Here is a 21,389-nt window from a genome sequence, read left to right on the forward strand (position 1 = left end):
ATGGTCACGGGCGCACGCGTCGGCACAGGTTTTGCGGTGACGAGCAATGTTGTGTTGACTTCGCGGCATCTCGTTGCGGAGGATAGCGACACTTGTACGGTGACTTCAGTTGTTGGTGAAGTGTACTCTGCCTCAGTTGTTTGGCGGGCCAAAGATGTAGGTACTGATGCCATGCTGGTTAGAGTTGAGGAGGGTAAACCCTGGTCAGGTCTTCCCGCGGTTATTTGGGCGCAACTGAGCACCGGACTCGCCGAAACTAAAGTTGTAACCCTTGGCTATTACTGGGCCGGCATGGAAGGGGGTGTGCGAAAGCCAATACCAGACACGTGGATTACACACTCGATATCCGAGCATGATTCGGCCTATCGCCTTCACCTAGGTTACTCGGCACCTAAGGATCGACCGAACGCCCAGGGTACGGTTGCGGAGGAGCGTGAATCGCCGTGGGGCGGTTCGTCGGGAGCGCCAGTACTGACAAGAGACTGGCAGTTGCTGGGCGTAGTAAGGGCGGACAACAGCAGGTATAGAAATTCAGCATTGAATGCAGTACCTGTACGCCATCTTGTTGCCGACACGGTGTTCCGGGCACTGGTCGATATCGAATTGGGTTGTGTAGTTGAGATTCACTGCGTCGAGGAGGGGACTGACCTCGCGACCGATCAGCCTCGACCGAGGCGAATTGGTCTCAGTGCGCATCGAATTCCGCGTGATTGGTTTCCGGACGGGGCCCCATGTCCATTCGACGATTCGTATGTGGGAGACCTCGGTGCGTGGATCGTTCTTGATAGGATGCCGGCGACCCATGTAGTCGCGGTCCCACCCGGTGCAGATCTCGCCCTTGAGCTCTCTGGCGTCGAGCGCGGGCCAATCGACGACGCGAGCACAAGTGTGACCCGCCGCCGTTGGCGGACTGAAACTCCCGATATCGCTAGTCCGGAACGGCAACAGCAACTATCGGCTATGAGTGACATCGTGGCTGCAGGCTCGGATGTTGGACTCGTGATCGTCCCAGATTCGAGCGCTGATGCTTTTGATGCACGGTTGTGTCGCAACAGGATTCGGTCAGTTCTTCCAGGTTCTGCCGTTGTCTTTAGCGTCAGTCATGCCCTTCGAATCGAAGCTGCGGCGATCGCTTCGTCACTCGCGCGTCAGACAAGTACTGGACAAGGGGCGGAACCGACTGAGGTGTTTGTATTGCCGTGGTTCGCCGACGATTCTTCAAAAAGTCAGCCTGCCGAACACGGCTTCGATCGGTATGTGCAAGGGTTGACTGCAAGGATTTTAGATAATCTCACAACCTACGGATCGCCTGTCGCCGGACCCAAATCCAATGTGTCATCGCTTCCGCCGGGGTTGGATCAGGAGCGCATTGCGGACGCGTTCGTGTCTGGGCTTAACGCGCAGCGAATGTGGTCCAATTTGATGCAAGAATCGATCGCTATCCTTTTGATACGAGACTATTATCCAGAGTACTTCCCAGCAATCATCCGTCGCCATGCAACGCATCGAACGGCGCCGAATCATTGGGCATCACTTTATGCGGGCGCGACGCTCGATTACGTTCTGGATCTCTGGCTGGGGGCGCGACATGACATTGGTAGCCCTATGGAGGTGCCGTCCGTAATTAGGGATACAGCGCTGATCGATGCCATATTCCTAGGTCTTATTCGAATGGGAGCGGATTCGTCGATTCTTCAACCGTGGCAGTCCTATCTAGCAGAGAGGCGAACACCTGCTGCCGTGCTGGCGGAGCGAATCGGCGACGGATCGATCGAGCGGGGAGATCTGGTCGATTCGATGTCTGCGGATTTTGGCATCGCGGCAACGCGAATGAGACTGTCTATTTCAGCGCCCCACAGTGGTGTTGGTTCCGGCGCGTGGTGGACGATCCTCGGGCGTATTCCAGTCGCGCACTCAACGGTCGTCTGGCTCGAATCCTGTCCGGCTAGCGTGCATCGTGCCGTCGGTTACGGTCACCGAAAGTCACTGAACGACATTGAGTCCCTGAACGACATTGACCGGGCCGACACAGAGGACTATCTGCGTTCGGCGATGCGGCCGCCCCTACCCCTTTGGAAGGTGAAGCAATGAGTCTTCTTCGAGACTGGTACTTTGCGATGACTATGCGCCTTGGCCCAGGCGATGTGCACGCCTTCGTGTCCGCACTGAAGGTCCTTCGCAGGCGAAGTTCCACCCTGCAAGAACTCCGCGATGCCGCTACCACTCTTGGCATGGCAACACCCTGGGTGCAGGCATACGGACTCAAGGATCTGCTTGCCGCCACCTACGATTCCGCTCGCGTCGTTGAGCCCGCTGATGGGACCGACTACGAAGTGTCGTTCGATCCAGAATCTATCGATCCAGAATTGGCTCGCGCAGTAGACGAAGCCATTATATCGGCTCTATCGTTGACCGATCATTCATTGGCGCAGACGCTTTCTTCGGTCGTGTCGCGGGTTGGCCGGGGCGAAAAGCAGGCCGCATCGGACCTGATCACCTCAGTAGCTGGTCCCCTGGCCGCTGAGCATGAGCTATCGCGTGGTCGGATACCGAGCGGTCCCTATATGGACCTTGGTCATCAGATTATGCCCACAGTGACATTAATCGCGCTCGGCGAACTGACCCGCAGAAATCCAACTGGCGCTGATATTGGCTGGCTGGGGGACCAATCAGTTCCGCTTGCAGACGCAGCGCTCCGTGGGGACTACGGCCGACTGGCGCTACTCTGTGCGGCCGAAGGCGCCGTTCGAACCGACCGCCAAGCGCGTGATTTGGTGTCGCGAGCACTGTGGCGTGGTGGTCATGGTGCCGCCCATCTTCAACCGGATCTACTCTACGCATTGGCCCGAACGACGTTCGGGTACGAGGATTCCACCAATGCCCCGTCTGTGGAGGCTATCGAAACGGAAGCAATCACGGGAGTTGTGTTTTCGCGTTGGAGCTCGCAGCGTGCCAGTGACGATCGAACAGTTAGGGAAATATATCGATCTTTGACGGGTCTTGTCGACGGTGACGCGGCTTCGCTGGGAGCAACCCTATGGCACGCCACGACTTGGTCATTGGCTGCTGAGGTCGACCCCGTTGCGACCACGACTCGCCTCTCCCGGTGGTGGCAAATACCCGGCACCCGTCTACGCCGAGGCCGCGTCATCCAGGCTGGTATCGATCCGGTTGAGGCTCGGAGTTACATCGGCGCGATCGCTTCATTGCGACGTGGTCCAACGCCGATTGTTATTGGTGGAAATGCTGCGGAAACTGATCCAGTTGACGGCTCATGGGTCTTCTGCCCATGGTTGTTCCGGAACCATGACGGATGGTTCCATTTCAGAGATGATGGACCCGCATTCCCTCAAGTTACGCCTATCGAGCTATTGCGGACCATGCATGGGGTAGCGTTGGCGTTGGAGTTGCTTGAAGATCGAAATAGCGCAGACCTCAATAACGACCACCTTATTTCTATCGTGTTCCACGGAAGCGACTTCTTAAGGGATCACTCGACGTTACTGGGCTTGTTGGAACATGGCGAGTATGCTGCCGACAATCCACTCGGCCAGGCATTGGTCTCTTTATTATGGCACATCGAGCAACTCACCCAGGACTCAGGAGTAGGTCGGGCGGGTCACATCGACCCCAGCGTCCTGGCAGAGTTTGCTTTGCGCGTCTTGCGAGATAATGCGGCACATGATGCAGAGGAAAATGAACAGCGTTCCCGTCTAGCGCGCCAATCAATCGGCGCAGTATGCACAAGCTGGATCGACAAGGCATGGGTCGAGTCCACCACCTTTGACGGGGGGCTAGGACCAGGGCGCTGGTTCGTAGGTGACCCGCCACTCGCGCTGACGATCCTATTTGCGGTCCTTGACAGACTCAGTGCTGTCGACAAGGAGCCAAAACCTCGCGGGAAGGGCCTACGTGTACCCGAATTACTTAAGCCGGCGAGTGTTCTTTTCGAAATTTATCCGCACTCCTGGCCGACGTCGGTTGAGAAACGTTGGCCAAAGCTGAAAATTGATTGGTACGCGCAACGTGCCGGCCTGAACAACCAGTACAGCGGTCTGTTGAAAAAGGCTGAGGGAGATCCTGCTGCTGTCATGACCAATGCGGCGAAACCGCAGCGCCTATTGCTATCACCCCGATACCCTTTAAGTATCTGGCGGGAGAGTTCGCGAGATTTGGACAATTGGGCGCGCGTTAAGGCCGCGCCATTGACCATGCGTGTTCTGAGGTTAACTGCCCTACTCGACGATGCCGGTGCTGACTTCCTAGACGACGCGTACCAGGAGTGGATTGAAGACTGGTTGGATCGGATTTACGCTGTAGACAAAGATGAACAAATTCCTCTGTCTGTGCGGACTTTGATGATCGAATTCATACGGACTTTCGAACAGAACGGAAAGGCGGTCGACCCGACCCGGCTTCGACGGCTTGCCGAAATTCAGACGGCTACCATTGATACAATCCTTGAGTTTAGTGACGGCAATCTCCGGCACATCGAGCTCCTGCTGAAACATCTCGCGACAGAGCTTCCGGAAAATAGCGAGACCGCGGACAATCTTCGTATTCGTGCTGTCGAAACTATATATCGCCGTTCGCGCTATCGTGGCCGCGAATCTGGTATGGCAAGTCCAATGCAATTGGAAGTTACTCGGCGCGGAGATAATCTCACGGCTCAGATGCTGGTCCAGTTTCTTACGTCCGTCGCCATCACGGAATCTGTTCGTGTCGACGGTACTGTTCCGTTGGCTGACCGAGTGCTCGAAGCTTGGGAGGCGAATCAAATCCGACCCTCACTTCCGCCCACATACTTCACTGTGGTCGAGCAAAGCTGGGCCAGCGCGCGAATACGACGAGCCGACGATTTACGTTTGGCTGCGACCACGTCCGATTTATACCGTGGCCGTGTAGTTCGGTATCTTTATGACAAGGACCTAAGCAGCGTTTTATTGGCGGGACAGACTGAAGCCATCCTCGATCTCTTCTCTAACCGAAAGGATCGAGCGAAATTCCGGAATGAGATCAGGACGAATCGTCGGTTAACTCTAGGAATCGTAGCGGCATCGGACCAAACGGCGGAACCTGCTAGTACGATCGCGCCTCGGCGTGCTTGGATCAATTGCGGGCTTGGTGAACCGATTGAGATAGCTCGGACGATAGTGGACGCGGAGTTTCCTCCCGGGTCAATTGTCGCAGCGCGCTTGCACGGCGAATTACCCGTGGTCAGTGGAGTGCACAGGCTAAAGAGGCGCAACCCGGGGCCAGGTGAACTACGCTATGCAACCGTTGTCACCACCGCTCCCTGGCTAACTATCCACATAGATGGCTTTGGCGAATACTCTTATCCGAGTCGGGACACGGAAGTTGGTGAGAAGATTCGCCGGTATTGGGACCCGAATCTAGCTCGGTCGTTCTCTGGGGAAAGTTCACAGACGAGACGGTGCCTCGTGCGCTGGAACTCCGGAATGCATCAATGGGTACCAATTATCCGGCAGCTAAGCGAGTTGGTCGTCGCGGAATGCTCTGCGTCAGCATCGGTGTCCCTGACCTATACCGTTTTAGAAGGCGAGGAGATGGGAGATTGGCACTTCGTTACGTCCCCTGGGAATCTGTATTGCCTGCCAGTGGGATCGTGGGCAGAGCCCGAAGAGATGAAGGAATTGCTTGGGCCCGATCGCCAAGGTCTGGTTGTCACAGCGGAACTCGCAGGTACTCATCGCCCTCGATTGAGATTGCCCCACCAAGCGGTATCTCGCCCCGTCATTGATGATCGGAACATCGTCTGGTTAAGCTACTTTAGCGACTTTCAGAATGAATCCGTCGTGGCAGAAAAACGGGGTCGGGAGCGACACTCCATAGTCATCGATAGCCCGGTCGGATTTCCAGATAACGTAGTTGCCACGGGAGTAGAAGACCAAGGAGATAGGGTTCACGTCGTTACGGCACCTTGGACTGACTATGACGCGCGCCGGGCGGTGGTCCCTGTTCAGGCAGTGTCGATTCGAGGGGTCGAGAGTCCCGACTGTCCGACCTTGGAACGGTTTGAAGAGATGTATGAGATTCGTCGGGGTGACACAGTTACTTTAGATTGGCTGTTTTCTAAGAATCTTCAATGGATGCTTGTTGTTACAACTTCTAAGATGGTTGTTCGAATCGAAACCGAGTCGGTTACTTTGCTCAATCCGGAGGATGTATCGACTGCGCGCGGATTGATTCATGGCCGTACAGCCGAGGTGGTTAGTGACCCCAGTAAGTGGCGAGCCCATAGTTATGGTCCTGGACTCGCGTGCGACACGCTTGTGGCTTCACTGCATACGGCAAATGCGAACGTGGATGAGGTCGCCGCGCTAATCGCACGCGCGACGACAATGGACGGAATTATTGTTTTGCGGGTGGCAGACGGCCAACAGTACGGTGCCTGGTGTCGATTCAATTCTGAGGTTCACTACTTAGAGTTGAAGCCGGAATGGTTCGGGGAGACTGACTCCAAACTGGTTGGACAGACCATTGCTGGTGTTCGTAGTGGCGATGAGTGGTCGTTGCGCTTCCTGGACCGTAGTGTGACCGTGCGCGCACTGTTCGAGGTACGCGATTCCCGGGATGCTGACTTTGAACTGAGCGAATACGTAGGATCGGACGACGACTTTGATTACAGGCAGTTAGTCAACGCTCCGGTGCTGGTGCGATCCGAACAGCGGCTTGCGGGTACTGCCGGCGTCCGTGAGCTGGCGATGGATAGGGCCGACTTCCAGCTTCTCCGCCGTAATTCTAACAAAGAAGTCCAAACGGTGGTCGTGAGGAGCCGCAAGACACGAAGAATGATTCTTGGAACCGCAGCACGGCAGCCATCCCTTAACTCTAACCTCACGCTATCGTCGATTACGTTGACCTTAAGCGAGACTGTGGTCGCCGTGAGAAGGGGGGGCGTCCTCTTTAGCGTGCGAAGGAACTTGCAGTTTCGGCGTGGATCCATCAGGGCGGACAGCCATCCGATAGATCCAGGCAGTCGATGGAGGCAATTCCAGCAGTCAGGAGAAGAGCATGTGATCGGGTCGTTGTCTCTAGACGGCCATCACATCGACATTTTCGGCGGCCTAGAGCCGCCCAACTCAGACGGGGTGCACTCTGCTCGACTGTGCCTGGTTCCTGGCCAGCTACCAGCGGTCGCGGGTGTCCTTTACCCGAAGGGCAACGTACGTGCCCGGCTTATTCCGCATGAGGACGGGTATAGGGCGTCCTATATGATGAGTGTGCCAAAAACGTTGGCAGAGTATCGCCGTCGGCGAGCCTGGTCGTTGGACAGTTCGCGGATCGAACTTACCGAGCATGAGCAATTGCACTATATCGGCCCGCCGACGGACACGAGAACCGGCCATGCCTTTGAGTGGGGTCTAGGATGGGTTCTCTTAGTGTCAGCGGATTCACTTCGAATCTCGAGCGCGGACGAGAAGGACGTTTCTCGAGAAAGCCGACTTTCGGATCTCTTTCACGGTGACCGGGTTCGCGCGGTGAGTTTTACAGTCGACAAAGTGAGCAAACGCCTCGTCCTCGTGATCGACCGACGTGACATCTCGCCGAGTTATGTAAGGCGTTTAGTTGTCGAGGCGGCCCAGCGGTATTTACATTTTCTCGAGTTAGAGATCCACATCGACGCAGGTATAGTTCGAGTCCTGCGTATTCAAGCTAGTCGCTCGTTGACCGATCCTGTGGAACCGTTTCGCGGTCCTCAATGGGTTCCGACAACTGCCATTCTAGATTCGTCAAGTCAAAGTGTCCTCTTGGAGCATCTACGATCATCTGGACACACCGGAGTGATTAAACAACAGGTGCTTGCGCGGCTTGACTGTGAAGAGGCCATGCGCTCGGCTGGCGAGGTGCGTCAACTTGGCGTGGTCGCTGCAAACGGTCTGATGGATGGCGACCTTGTATTCATGACGGCTCGCCGTATTGAACAGTTAGACAACGACATTAAAATTGTTTTCGGTCTTCCGGAAACGGTCACGCCTAGTGATCTCGAAGTCAAAGTGAATCGTCGGCAGTTTTCCTTACGGGAGAGCACTCTCGAAAGGCTACTTTCCAACGGCCTGGATATTGAACGAACCGAAGTTGTGATGCTAGTAAGGATATTTGCGCCGTGGAATCCTGCAGGAAATGAGCCGGATCTAGGGTCCGCTAATCGTCCTCGAAACGGTTCAGTGCTGAGTGCGCCGAGTCGCGCGTCTTCTACCTTAGTGAGCTATTTGCTTAGTATGGAAGGGCAGTGTTACGCAATTATGGGTGCCGGGCGAATGGAAATTGCGCCCGGTATTATGTTTAGCGCGGTGGATACTCTTATGGAAGAGCAAATTGGGTCCGGATCGGTGGTTCGTCTCGAACTGGAGCCAGACAAGACGGTCCGGATCACGGCTGCAATTCCGGCAGACGGCGCCTATGTTCCTAAAACCGGCCGCCCAGCAGTAATCCTACCAAAGACATCGGTTTTGAGACCCGCTCGCCGCGATGGACGAGGCGACGAGGTGATGGAAAGAATGTTTACGGTTGCTGGTCTTCCTGACCTGGAGGCAACCCCGGCAAAGGGAACGGGCCGGGCTTTCTTGGCGACTCCTCATCCCAAAGTAGGACGACTTCGGAAACGAAACGGTCGGGAATTTATTGTGGAGCCGCAAGACGGTGTCTTTGTGCAGTTTGCGAGAGTAGTGAATCGTTCGGTCGAATCGATGGCGAAACTTGAAGCTCGAGGCCGGCGGGGGACATTGGGCGCCGCAGTCCCCGCCTTCATTGAAGTGCCCTGGGCGCGAGTGTCGTTCGCGGACAAGGCGGCGGAAGATATTCTGGACGATTGCCGGCGAAGCAAGTGGAAGCACCACGATCAGACGACTGGTTATGTGTCGCGCAACAATACAGTCAGCGAATATCCACTCGGGCTCGCCAGCGCGACGAATGAAGGCGTTTTCGTGGACTTTGAGGGCGGAGCGACCCTTCGTTACGGCCGGGACCGACTGTCACGGTATGGATGGCCGGCGTCGACCCTGACCTCGGACAGAGAAGTATGGTCTCATGGTCAACGGCAGTTTACAGTTGCTGGTCCAAGCGCGGACAACGCCGGAGTGTGGCTCGAATTGAGTCCGGGCCGCGTGGTCGAAGTTCGGGGAGCGCTCGTGACGACAGACGAAAACGTTTCGCTGTCCGATCTGGACTGGTCATTCTTTAGGCCCGGAGATCGAATGGGATTGGAATTATCGCTGAAAGTGTCCGGTCAGGACTGGGGAGTCGGGCCGGATCACCTCGTGTTTAAGAGCTGGACCTCAACGGATCGTTCGGGACTTCCAGTCGGAGAGGCTAATTCGCGTCTGCTTTTACCTGTGTCTGGACTGGATGAAGCGCGTGGAAGCCTTAGATTAGGGGTTGGAACGTCACTCACATATCCGATGTCGCTTGTTGAACTCGCGAGTTACAAAAAAGTTCGCGCAGTCTGGCTCGACCAAAACAACGATCTCGGACCAGTGGACTACGGCGCCATACGACCTGGTGATGTAGCGTTGCTTGTTGTTGACGACGCTGGTGCGCTTCGAATCGCCGGGTTTCCGGACGTCGACGTCCGGCTTGCGGCGCGATCGGAGACCTCATGGCCAGGATACAGTTGGCTCCGACAGATACTCGCTCGTTCCGATGAGTCGAAAGCGCTGATCGCCGAGTTGCTACAGTCGATCGCAATGACGATCGACGTCGTCGGGCTGGATCGTCGTGTGGTCACTGTTTCGCGGCGCTTGCAGGATTCGGGTCGGTGGCCTGTGAATAGTCTGATTCGCACGCAGGTGGCGGCGCGCGTTGGCGCATATGGGTTGGTAGTACGTTGTGGCGCCGTGTTGTTCGCGGTTTCCGTGGATGACGTCGTTGCAGATGTCCCACCCCAACACCGGGAGCGTGTTGCTGGTGCTCTTGGTGTTGGTAAACAACGAATAACCCCGATATTGTGGTGGCGCGTGGACGGTACTGGAAGACCGCATGCGGGGATCTATTCCCGAGACGGTGCCGACCCAGTGGTCGTGGCCGAATATTCGGTAAATGACGACCTTGATGAGCCCGTTGGCGTCATATGCCGTGATGTCGTCACCGGCCGTTACCACTGGCTACCTGCGGAGCACGCATCGTGGATCCCGGGTATATCGTCGTCTGACCTGTTAGATAATTTGCGAATGCTCGGCCGATTTTCGACCAGACGGACCGGCAGCGGAATCTCAATCACTTCCCACCCATTAGTCGATCGGCAGGCGAAGTTGCTTCGTCCCGGTGCGCCTTTAAGTGTCTCGGTTGGTCGAGGCAGGCCAGTCAATCTCGGCGCCGGGCGCTGGCAATACGTGGCGCGGATAGAGGGTCAAGCGATCCTGTTGGCATATGAAGCGCGTGATCCAGAATTGACCGCGGGCATCAATAGTTTGGTCGAGGTCGACGTGATCGACGTGACGTCGGAAGGGCAACTGGTGATTAAAGTTGTCGGAGCCAAGACGCGTTCCGTGAGGCTTGATCTGCCAGCCTGGGCCATCGATGCCCACGCCGCAGTTGCCGCGGGTGAATTAGTCGATACTCGTCGATATTCCCAATATCGACAGTGGTTGCGCGAAGGTTTCGGCCAGCGCGGAGAAGAACGACTCAATCCTGTGGAGGCGATTCTCAGGGCGGCTGGCGAAATTTTGGAGGCTAACACTGAATCGGGCACCGGCAGAATTGCACGCGCGGCGGAGTTCTGGTTGAGATCGAGAGCAGGAGTATTCGAGGGTACGGACGAGGATCGCGTGTTTGACGCTGCTGAGTTGCTGGCAGCAACGGTTGCAATCGACTTCGTAGGCAGAGATGACAGTCTGCTTGCGGCGGGCGCCGTGGCAATCCTGCATAATGTTGGTAGAAGGGCGATAGCCAGTGTCCACACCGAGCAATTCGTCTCGGCTTGGATTGACCGTCCGGAACGTCATGTACTAGGGGGATCATGGTCTCGCTTAAGGTCGCTATCTCTATCTGGCGAAATGACGCAGCGGCAGGTTCGCCAATTGCGAGCCTTCGCGCTTTCGATGCTCATGAAGCCATCATTACGGACTGGCGAGTCTGAGCTGTCAGGATTGGCGAGATCGCTCCTTGCCTCGATCGGCGAACTTGACAGTGCTGTCGACTTACTCAGTGATTCAGAGCATTTGTCGGCATTGGCGAATTGGGGACGGGTCTTGACAGTCCCTGATGGCAGTGCGCTCGCGCAAAGTCGCTTGCTGGAAGCCCAACGGCGACTGCTTCGATCGCAACTTGATCGGATTGCGGGGGATGCACTGCCTGTCTCGTTGCTCACAACAGATCAAGGCGGAAGTAGCGATGAAAGCTTGCTGTTAAAGCGCGTTCTTGACCATGTGAAGTAGTTGCCTACGGACGCGACTGGTGCGCGGCGAAATTTCGACGGTTCTACCATTGGCTGACACGCGAACGTCTCACGGAGTTCAGAAGCTTTAGCTGCATCCGGACTTCTATCATCGAGTCGTAGATGGCTCGGTATTGGCCGCTGCGACGTGGAGTGATGGTGCCTCGGGGTTTTAGATTTGAGCACTAATGGCGGTGTGTGGTGGGCAGGCTGGCGTTGGTGGAGGCGGCTGTCGGTGGGGTCATCGCTACGTGCCATTGACGTTCAGATCAGCAGACATTCGTCTTCGATTCGACGAGTGAATCACCGCAGGTTTTGTGCCGCCTCCAATGTGGAGTCTTGCTCGAGTATGAGTCCAGCGTAGTAACTGGACTCGTACTCGCGACTGCTGCACGGATAGGTGACAGTCACGGTGTCATGCCGCGGCTGCGGCATTGTTGATGATGGCTTCGTATTCGATCGGCGTCAACTGACCAAGGCGGGCCTGGCGACGGCGACGGTGGTAGGTCCGTTCAATCCACGTCACGATCGCGATCCGCAGTTGTTCCCGGGTGTCCCAACGACGACGGTCGAGAACATACGTTGCACCAGAGCGAAGAAGCTCTCCATCGCCGCATTGTCACCACAGGCCCCGACCTTCCCCATCGAGCCGACCAGGCCGTGCATGTTTCAGGCGTGCACAAACTTTCGTGATCGGAACTGCGATCCTCGATCGCTATGGACGATGCAGCCGGCGACCTCGCCGCGGCGGGCAACAGCACTGTTGAGTGCTGCCACTGCTAGTCGGGACTTCATGCGGGAATCGATGCTGTAGCCGACGATCCTCCCCGAATAGACGTCTCTGATCGCGCACAGATAGAGCTTTCCTTCAGCGGTAGGGTGCTCAGTGATATCCGTGAGCCACAACTGGTTTGGAGTATCTGCGGTGAAGTTTCGTTGGGCCAGATCGTCGTGAACTGGTGTGCCTGATCGGCGGCCGTTGCGGCCTCGCTTCTTACCGAACACTGACCACCAACGGTTGTCTCGGCAGATCCGCCAGGCGGTCCGCTCACACATTGATTCTTCGACCTGCTCTGCTTCGCCGGCGAGGAACCGGTATCCGAACTCAGGATCGCCCGCGATGGGCATCGAACAGTACGTTCGCCCGGTAGGCCCAGGTCAGCTCGGCAATGGTGACTGGATCGGCCAGCCATCGATAGTTGGGCTGGCGGGGGAGCTTGAGGACCCTCCCGCGACACCGCCACGGGAACCCGTAGGCGGCGAGCTCTTTCACGAGCGGGTAGAGCCTTTTCCCGGCAGGTTCGCCTGTGACAGGTAGGCCGTGGCCCGGCGTAGGACTTCGTTCTCCGGCTCGAGCAACAGGATCCGCTTGTTGGCCTCGCGCAATTCGGCGGACTCTGTCGAGGTGACACCCGGTCGATGACCGGCATCGATGTCGGCGCGTCGCATCCACTTGGCCAAGCTCATCGGGTGCACGCCGAAATCCTTGGCGACCTGCTCGATTGTCACTCCATCGCCGCGATCACGGGCGACCCGTACAGCGTCGTCACGGAACTCTTGAGGGCAAGGCTTGGGCACAACTACATCCTTCCCGACCGCCCGCAGGCAAGGCAGATCAGATGTCACCTATTGGTGCAGCAGTCCCTCAGTTCTGGAACTAGCCGTACGCGCATTGGCACCTTGCTCGACTCATGTGGCTAGTACCCGTGGCGGTAACCCCACTGGATAATTCCTCGATAGGCCTCCCCGGCCGCGTGCTGGATCGGACCGGATTGGTGGTCATCCCAAGATTGCGCGGTGACGACAGGTGCACCGAACAAAAAAGTTTGCACCCCTGCAAGACCGTCATCGGCGACGCCTGCCACAACACCGAGTATGACCACCGCGGCAGTGTTCGTGGCTCGGGTGAATGTTCCCTCACCATGGTTCGCCAACAACCGATCCGTCTCATCAGCCTCGCTTGCGGCTCCGAAAGCCGTGGAGACCTGGCCTAGCCATTGCACTCCTTGCGGCAGCGCCCTGATAGCTGGCCTTACAGCCGCCCTGAGGCCACCACCTCCTCCCTGGAGGCCTATCATTCCGCCCGAGGAGCTCCTTGCCTGTGATCGAGCAATCATTTGCTGGCGTACCAGATCTCGTTCTTTGGGACTGACATACTGCATTTGTTTCTTAGGGCTGGCATTCTGCAGCGCCTTCTCTTGTGTGATATAGGTGGGTAATTGATTTGGCCTGGTGATCCGCGCCATTCCAGTTGGTGGTTTGGCGTCTGCATGCGTCTCATTCATCCACGCACGCCAGGCCCCAACGTCCATTGCGTGTGGTGCTTCCGCTCTGGCGACGTGCCCTGGCGATCCGTGCGCATAATGAACGTGACCGGGTTTGAACTCACCTTTGTATCCCTTGGTGAACGGGATCCGTTCCACTCTGGGTGAAGTTGGGGGTTTGCCAGCACTCTCGAGTACCTCGAATCGGCCCCCATGCTCCTGTATGAGCTTGTCCGCGAGGCGCTCCGCGGGGGTGAGCTGATTGGGTCGCGCTCCTTTTGCCTCGATAACCGCAAAGTTTCCGGAAGTCGGATCGCGGTACATTCGGTCGTATCTCCTGACGACCATGCTCTTGTCCGGAAGCTCCACGCGCACCTTGGTTTCTGTGTTATAAGGAATGCTCTTCCTCTCCAGCGTTTCATCGATGACCTGTAGTACCGACGGCTCGCTGGCCTTGGTTGTCGTGCCGGTAGGGTCAGTGTGAGCGACCGGATTGCTCTGACAGAAACGGTAGGTATTCATCCCATCGGCCAGGCCTAGAGGGTCGGTGCTAGTCCAGCGGCCTAGCCATGGCGAGTAATAGCGGGCGCCATGATAGCTCAATCCGCTTTCGTCATCTCGCTCTTTGCCGGTGTAGCGAAATCTCTTTGGTGTCTCCGTTTGACTGCGCACGGCTTGATAAACAGAACATCCGTACGGATTGTATTCCTCATACGTGACAACCTGTGCCTTGTCGTCGAATTCGAGGCTCACTGAGCCGAGATGGTTCCCGAATTGGTACCGGGTGAGCTGCTCGGGTCCCCGGTCAATACCCTGGGTTCTGGTTTCGATCAGTGCGATGCGCTGCTGGTCGTCCATGACGTGAAGCGTCTCGCGGACATGAGGCTTCACGCCGTTGCCTCGGTGGATCTCGAATCCACCGAGGTAGAGTCGCTCCTCCTTAATTCGGATCGCCGCGCCAAGCTGTGATGCAAATTCCGTGACTTTCCGGACTCGCGTGCCGGCAGAGTCGTACACATACCAAGTGCGCTCGCCCTGGTGCGCTGCGCCGTCTTCGTCGGCGATGTTTATTGCCTGGCGCTGTGTCATTTGTAGTTGGTTGCGGTAGTCCCATTGCATGATTTGAAGGTGGGGCATACTTAGCATGTTGCCGTGCGGGTCGTAACCGTCCCCGTACTCGCTATAGGGCTCGGTGGTGGTGCCGCTAGTTGCGGTGGCGATTGTGGTGCTGGTGAGGCGATTGCTTACTCCGACATTGGTGATGGCGTTGGTTTCGTTGTAGGCGTAGGCACGCGTCCAGTCTGGCTGTATGGGGTCGGCGCCGCGGTGTATCATCCGTTGGAAGTTGCCAACTGGGTCGTATTCGTACCGTTCACGGTATAGCCCCATTGCATTCCCATCGGTGGGTGACGGATGGATGGCAGTCCGTGGCCGGTCGTTGTAGGAGTGCGATGTCGATCGAGCGCTGGCTTGGCCGAGATGTTCGCGGCCCGTGGCTTCGATTAGTCGATTGACGGCATCATAAGTGTAGTGGTTGCTGGGTTCCACACGTTTGTTGTTGAAGAATCGGCTCTGTTGTGCGAGGTCGGTGATGTGGGTGACATTGCCGACGGCGTCGTAGGTGTAGGTGAGGTTCTGGACTGCTTTTCCTGGCCAGTCCGGCGCCGAGAGTGGTTTCGGGTCGTAGTCGGCGGGGAAGGCCGCTGGATTGCGTGTGGTCAGGATGTGTTTGAGACGCAGGGTTTTCGGGTGGTATTCGTAGGTCGACCTCATGTTGTTGCCGTAGTCGATGAGTGTGCGCTGGCGCTTGGCGTCGTAATCGACGTTGGTGACGAACGGTGTCCATATCCGTTCCCCACGTTCGTTGACGTTGCTGTGTAGGTTGACGTCCACGCGTTCGAGGAGATTGGCTGCGTTGTAGCCGGGTCGCACGACGCTGTTGTCGGGATGCGTTAGCGTGGTGGGCCGGTTCAGCGCGTCGTACCGAGTGCTCGATGTATAGGTTAGCGGATCGAGGGCAGGCGGAACGGGGGTCGACCAGTCCAGGATTGTCTTGTACGACGTAGCAAGTTGCCGCGAGCTCCTGAGGGGGTTGCTCTTGAAGTCGTACACATCGTTGGTGATCTTGCCTGCCTGATCGCACACTTCGACAGGCTTGCCGCGCAGGTTGTGGACGACTGCATCCGGCCGAGACTCTCCATAGACAGTGAGGCCAACCAATAACTCCGGCACTGCATCAGATTCCAAAAGATGAGTGCCGGTAGGTCTGCGGAGCGGGTCGTAGGATGTGCGTATCCGGTTGCCGCGGCTGTCCCACGCGTACAGCGGTTTTCCGCCTACGTCGGCGAGTGCCCAGCGTTCACCGGTTTCCATACTGGCCTGATGGATACGGTTGCCGATCATGTCGTAGTCGTAGCGCATCACCATCCGTCCGGGTGTGGCGCCACCCTGTTCGAGGGCGTCGCGGACGACCCGTTGGTTTCCTTCGATGTCGATCTCGACGCGGGCCACATGGAACTCTTCAAAAAAGGGCGCTGCCGGCGGCCACGTGTACTGGAAGGTGTTGTGCGCGACGGTCAGGAAGGTGCGGCCGAGCGCGTCGGCGTAAGCGAGCGTGGGTGTTTGCGCGTGGACGGCCGACTTTTCCGCAGCCGTCTTTTCATCAACGCCGAGCGCTCCACCGATTCTAGCGCCGTGCCAGGTGGGCAGATAGTCCACGCTGGATAGCCGGCTAAAAAATTCGCCTACGTCCGGGTCGGCGGCCGGATTTGGAGTCGCGACGGTGTCGCTCGCATCCCAGGTTTCCTGCCTCCAAGGGTCGAAAGTCACTTTCTCCCATGTGTGGTCGGGGCGCAGTATGGCGACAACCCGCCCCGCAGGTTCGTAAAACAGCACGGGGCTGACGCCGATCCGGGTGTCGAACTCGAAGCGGTGTGTGTCGGTGAAGAACGGCTCGTATTGGCGAACGGGTTTGCCCTTGTTGTTGAACACGGCCCACCCGCTGCCCACCCACCGTCGAGTCACGTCGTGAGCGGTCACGACGGGTTGGCCGTCGGCGTCTACGGCCACGTTGCCGGTCGTGTCGCGTGTTGGAACGGTTCCGGGTTCGGCCTGGATTTTGCGTTGTATTTCGCGTCCGAATCCGTCGGAGTAACTGAGGGTGTGTTGAAGTTTTACCCCGCCGTCGGTGATCGGGTCGGCATCATGGGTTTCGCGCACAACGGTGTACACCGTGGCAGGCTGCCCGGATCGTTGGTACGCGTGCGTGTCGTACACCAGGCGCGTGGTGGCCTGTTTCAACAGGGCGGCCGGGCTAGCCTTTGGGTTCGCAGCTGGATCGGCCAGTGGGTCGGCGAGAAGATCGATTATGACGCTGTCATCGATGTCGGGCTCGAAACCGTCGAGTAGGTCACCTTCGAGAAGCGCTGGTTTTGGGTACGGTTTGCCCATTACGGCGGTACCGGCAACCAGACCGAGCGCGTCGAACGCAACGGCGGCGCGGTTGCCATTGGCGTCGGTGACCAGCGCGGGTTGCAGGACTCGATAGTCGTTGCCCCCTGTCAACGGATCAAGTTCGCCATTCGCTTTTCGTTCGCCGATACTGATGCGATTGTCTAGGGGGTCGCTTGTTTCGCGGACTAGCAGGTCGTACTGGTCGTAGGTAACGACCCCCTCGGTGGGGACAACTGGACTGTCGAACGGGTCGCGGTAGCGACATGGCAAGAAGAAATGTTTACGCGCATAGTCAAATTCGGCGCGGGTAGCGTCGGCGCGGTTCGGTGAGAGGAATATTCGGCCCGAGGGAATCCACCAGTTGGTGTCGCCGAGGTGAACATAGCCACCTTGGGTGTGGAGCATTTCGTCGGTGACTCTGCCGCCATAGACGCTCAGCACTAGTTTGGGTGTCATCGCAAGCTTGTAAGCCTCAAACACCATCGCCCGCGGCTCGATCGTTGTCAGCGCCAATGGTCCGGCTGCGAGATTATCTGCTCGGTACAGAGTGCGGACGTGCTCGATCAGCCGTTTTTGCGGTGTCACGCTAGGCGTCTGGTGATATTGCAGTTCGGTTGCGTCGGTTAGCGGCGCAAACCTTGAAACTTTGGTGCCTTCGAATTGGTCGATGGTGAAGCGCGGGCCCGCTTGGGTAAAACCGGTGAGTTCGAATGTTCGTGTTTCCGCCGGAATGGGTGTGCGATAGTCGTGCGGGTACTTCGGAGCACGGCTGCCAGGCAGGTTGTCGATCGGATTCGTTGTGGCAATTTCGGTGTAGGTGAGCAGGGTCTCGGTTTGCCGCGCTCGGTCGGACTCGGTCAGTTTATAGTTGTGTGTTTCTTCGGTCCCGGCGAGTGTGCGATTCGTCGGTCGGCCGTAGCCGATGTCAACAGATTTCAGGGCGAGGCCGTACGGGTCTACTTCAAGAGTCAGTGAGTGCCCGATCCGTGGGTCGCCAGCGGATTGTTCGTGGTAGAAGGTGAGGACTTCGCGGGGATGGGCGAAGAAGACGCCGTGCCGATTGTCGCGCTGGGGTTGGCTTCGTTCGACTGTGTGGGTCTGCTCAACGACGGTGTAGGGGATCTCGGCTGTGCCCCACACTTCTTGGCGTAGCATTGCGCCATTGAGGGCGCGCACCGCCTCCCGCCGCTCCCGTGGGCTCATTGGCTCCGCCGGAAGGACAGGCGGCCCCAGGCTCTGTGGACGCCAAAAGCGACTTGTGAGGCGACTGGAGTCATCTTCGCTGAGGTCTGCGCCGGTGTGAAACCAGGTTTTCGTGTGTACCGGTGGAACATGCGATGAAGCGTCGATATTGGTGGCGCCGCGGTTGGTGTCACTCTTGGGGACCTCACCGGCGGAACTCAACGCGGCGAATCGTTCGGTGTCCCATTGTTCGACCATCCCGAAGCCACGGAACTCCCGCTCGTCGGGATCGAAATATCCGCTGTGGTAGACGTAGCGGGTGGTAAACGAGTTGCCGCTGATCACATCATGGGTTTCGACACGTTCAACGACGTGTACAGGGAAGGGAAGCTTGGTGGACCACGGTCGGCCAGCTTGTTTGTCGGCGAGGTAAAACTTAACCGACGACGCGTAATTCAGGGTGGTTTCGGCGCCGAGGTTGTTGACGATTCGGGTCAGCAGGTGTGGTTTTACCTTCCCCATCAGGTCGATATAGCGCATCTGCCAGCCGGTGTCGCCGGGTAGCGGTGAGGACCAGACCAGGCACTCGGTTCCGTTGCCACGCAGATCCACAGTGCTCACCGCCGACAAGTTGTCGACGCGCGGGAACGCCGTCAACACCAGCGGTGCACTCCAGCTGTTGCCGGACCGGTTGAAATAGACACTAGCGCCATCGTGCCCCAGGTAGATGATGTCGGTCGTGCCGCTGCCATCGATGTCGGCAAGACGTATCCGTTTGGGGTCGAACAGGTCTGGGTGATCGAAACATCGCGGATCCTCGGGTGCGGCGCTGCAATCCATGGTGATTTTCGCGCCGAACCGCCCGTAGCCTTGGTTGGGCCAGTAACAGATCTCGCCGTTGCGTATCCGAACCAGATCGACAAGTCCGTCGCCGGACATGTCCGCCAAATGGATGGTGTCGGTGCCATCTGCGAAGACCAGCCGGGGGCCGTCTTCTTCGTCGAGGGCCTGCGCGGTGGCCTCAGCCGCGGCGAACCCTTCTTCACCCATCGACGGGTACCAGATGAACTTTGCTGTGTCTTCGGCGACCAGGACGTCGGCGTGTCCGTTACCGTTGAGGTCGATGAACCGCGTGTTGGCCTCGTGCACATTGCGATTCAGTCGGGATCTGAAGGGCCGAAATGGCTCCCAGCCCTCATCGGCGTCATGTTCGTAGATACCTGGCGCCGGTCCGTCGAAGTCAACCAGGTCGAGTCGCCCGTCCCCGGCCAAATCCAGAAACCGTGCGCTCTGAGCCGCGTTCGGTGTCACACCAACGCGTTCCAGGGGTGCGAACTCGATCGCTCGGGTACTGATCGGGCTGATGTTTCGTTTGTAAAACCAGGCGCCCGCCTGCGCGGTGAGAATTCCGGGTATGCCTTCGCCATGCAGATCGACAAACTGATAGGTTATCCCGTCCAACCCGATCGGCAGATTCTGCAGACTCTCCCCGTCTACTTCTCGGACGGTGCCATCGACGCTGGGTCGGCTGTACTCGTACTCGACGGGGGGCATACCCCGCTGGACGTAGCCGCCGTCGACTCGGCGCGAGTATCCGCATTGGGTGACGTGTTGCACGAACGCATACCCGGTGTCGGACAGAGTGTATTTCAGGTCGGTTGAACGGACAAGACCGTCATATCCCGTATCCCCGAGCGGCAGATCGGGAATGTGGTGGAACATCAAGAAACGCTGGCACAACCGTGCGGTCCGGACTTCGAATCCCGATCGGTACGACGAGAACGCGTCCCCGCGATGCTCCCATTGACGCGTCTCCTTCGGTGTTGGCGCTACGGTTTCGTGCTCGCCGTAGTCGAGGATCAGCTCGAACATCCACGCTACGTCACCAAGCTGATCGGTCGTCAGTTGCGGGGGCCGCGATCCAGTGACCTCGTCCAGCAGCGGTATCCGATTGCCGTAGCGGATGTGCTTAAGGTAGCGGTTTGTTTGCCGCCGCGGATCCCCCAACTCGCCGCGGTTGCCTTGATGCGCAGCACTCAGGTCTGCGCCCACGCCGTCTTCCTGTTTGTATTCGTAGACGATCGCATTTCCGCGGTCATCCCGTGATTCGCTGATCAGCCAGCTGAACACCCGCGGCGCGCCCGCACCGTCGTTATGCGGCGCGACAATTCGAGACTTCGTGTCTTTGCCGTAGATAGTCAGGACATTGTCACGAGAGAAGGACCGCCAATGCGTGTCGCCGTCGCTGTCGCGAGTCCAGCGTTCGATCCGAGCGAACAGTCCTTCCACCCGCGGCCGGTACCGATAGATCGTGTAGCCCGGCGCAGTGTTCTTGTCCTCCGACGGTTTGGCGTCGGATCCAAGTTCGCGCACAAGATCCTCCGAACCGGACAAGATGAACACATCGGACTCGATATCGTCGTGGTAGCTCGGTAGCCCTCTGTCGGTCTTACGGGTGATCAGCGGCAAATTCAACGACCAGCCCAACCCAAAAGGACCGTTTCCTGATCCCGAGTCGTAGGACAGACTCAACGTAGGGCCGAAGCCCGACCGGCCCGGGCTTGTAGCGATCGGAACCGTAGCGGATCCTGTTCCGGTTACAGGATTCGCCGCAAACTTCTCACCGATGCCACGGATCGCCCCACCGCCTTTGGGCAGCGTAACCTGCGGCGCGACAACGGTGAACGATTTTCCAGCGGGCTTAGCCGCTGGCGTTGGCGTCGCGGGGCTGGTCATTATTCAACACTTTCGGCAAGCAATGGGCACTTCAACGTGGGTCTGGTATCGCCACTCGCGTAGCCTGGATCCGATTTGTCTCCACTCGGGGTCCGCACGGTCGACTTCTCACGCCATGTCTTCACTACCGGACAGGATGAAAGCTTCGGTGTAGTCGGGGTATTGGGGTCAGCCCTTGTCTGTCTTGTGGCATATCGAGGGTAGGTGCCTCTGCAGCCGACCGCGATGGGTCCGCTGCCGGCGCCGGAATCGTGGAACTGACGTGCGGCGACAGCGAACGGCTTCTCCTCAGCTTTGTCTGCGTTTGGCTCCGCTGGTCTTGGCACGACTTCACCTACCAACAGACCGAGTAGGGAATG

The 21,389-nt window shown here is 57.9% G+C and carries 3 protein-coding genes and 1 pseudogene; 2 read left to right on the forward strand and 2 right to left on the reverse strand.

The window, feature by feature from the left end; genetic code table 11:
- Complete coding sequence (locus AC1TQG_RS25975) at positions 1 to 2,091, forward strand: S1 family peptidase (protein WP_482141934.1); 2,091 nt, start codon at positions 1 to 3, stop codon at positions 2,089 to 2,091.
- Positions 2,088 to 11,396, forward strand: a complete 9,309-nt coding sequence (locus AC1TQG_RS25980) for a hypothetical protein (RefSeq protein ID WP_482141755.1) — start codon at positions 2,088 to 2,090, stop codon at positions 11,394 to 11,396. The genes AC1TQG_RS25975 and AC1TQG_RS25980 overlap by 4 nt, the downstream gene beginning before the upstream one ends.
- 414 nt (positions 11,397 to 11,810) lie before the next feature.
- On the opposite strand, the pseudogene AC1TQG_RS25985 reads toward AC1TQG_RS25980, so the two are convergent.
- Together AC1TQG_RS25985 and AC1TQG_RS25990 are read right to left on the reverse strand one after the other, a co-directional pair.
- Positions 11,811 to 12,973: pseudogene (locus tag AC1TQG_RS25985) on the reverse strand (IS3 family transposase).
- A 119-nt stretch (positions 12,974 to 13,092) separates the two neighbouring features.
- A complete protein-coding gene (locus AC1TQG_RS25990) occupies positions 13,093 to 21,030 on the reverse strand; it encodes a SpvB/TcaC N-terminal domain-containing protein (RefSeq protein ID WP_482141757.1) in 7,938 nt (2,645 codons plus the stop codon).
- Positions 21,031 to 21,389: the final 359 nt, after the last annotated feature.

It is taken from the genome of Williamsia sp. Y844 (assembly GCF_056786475.1).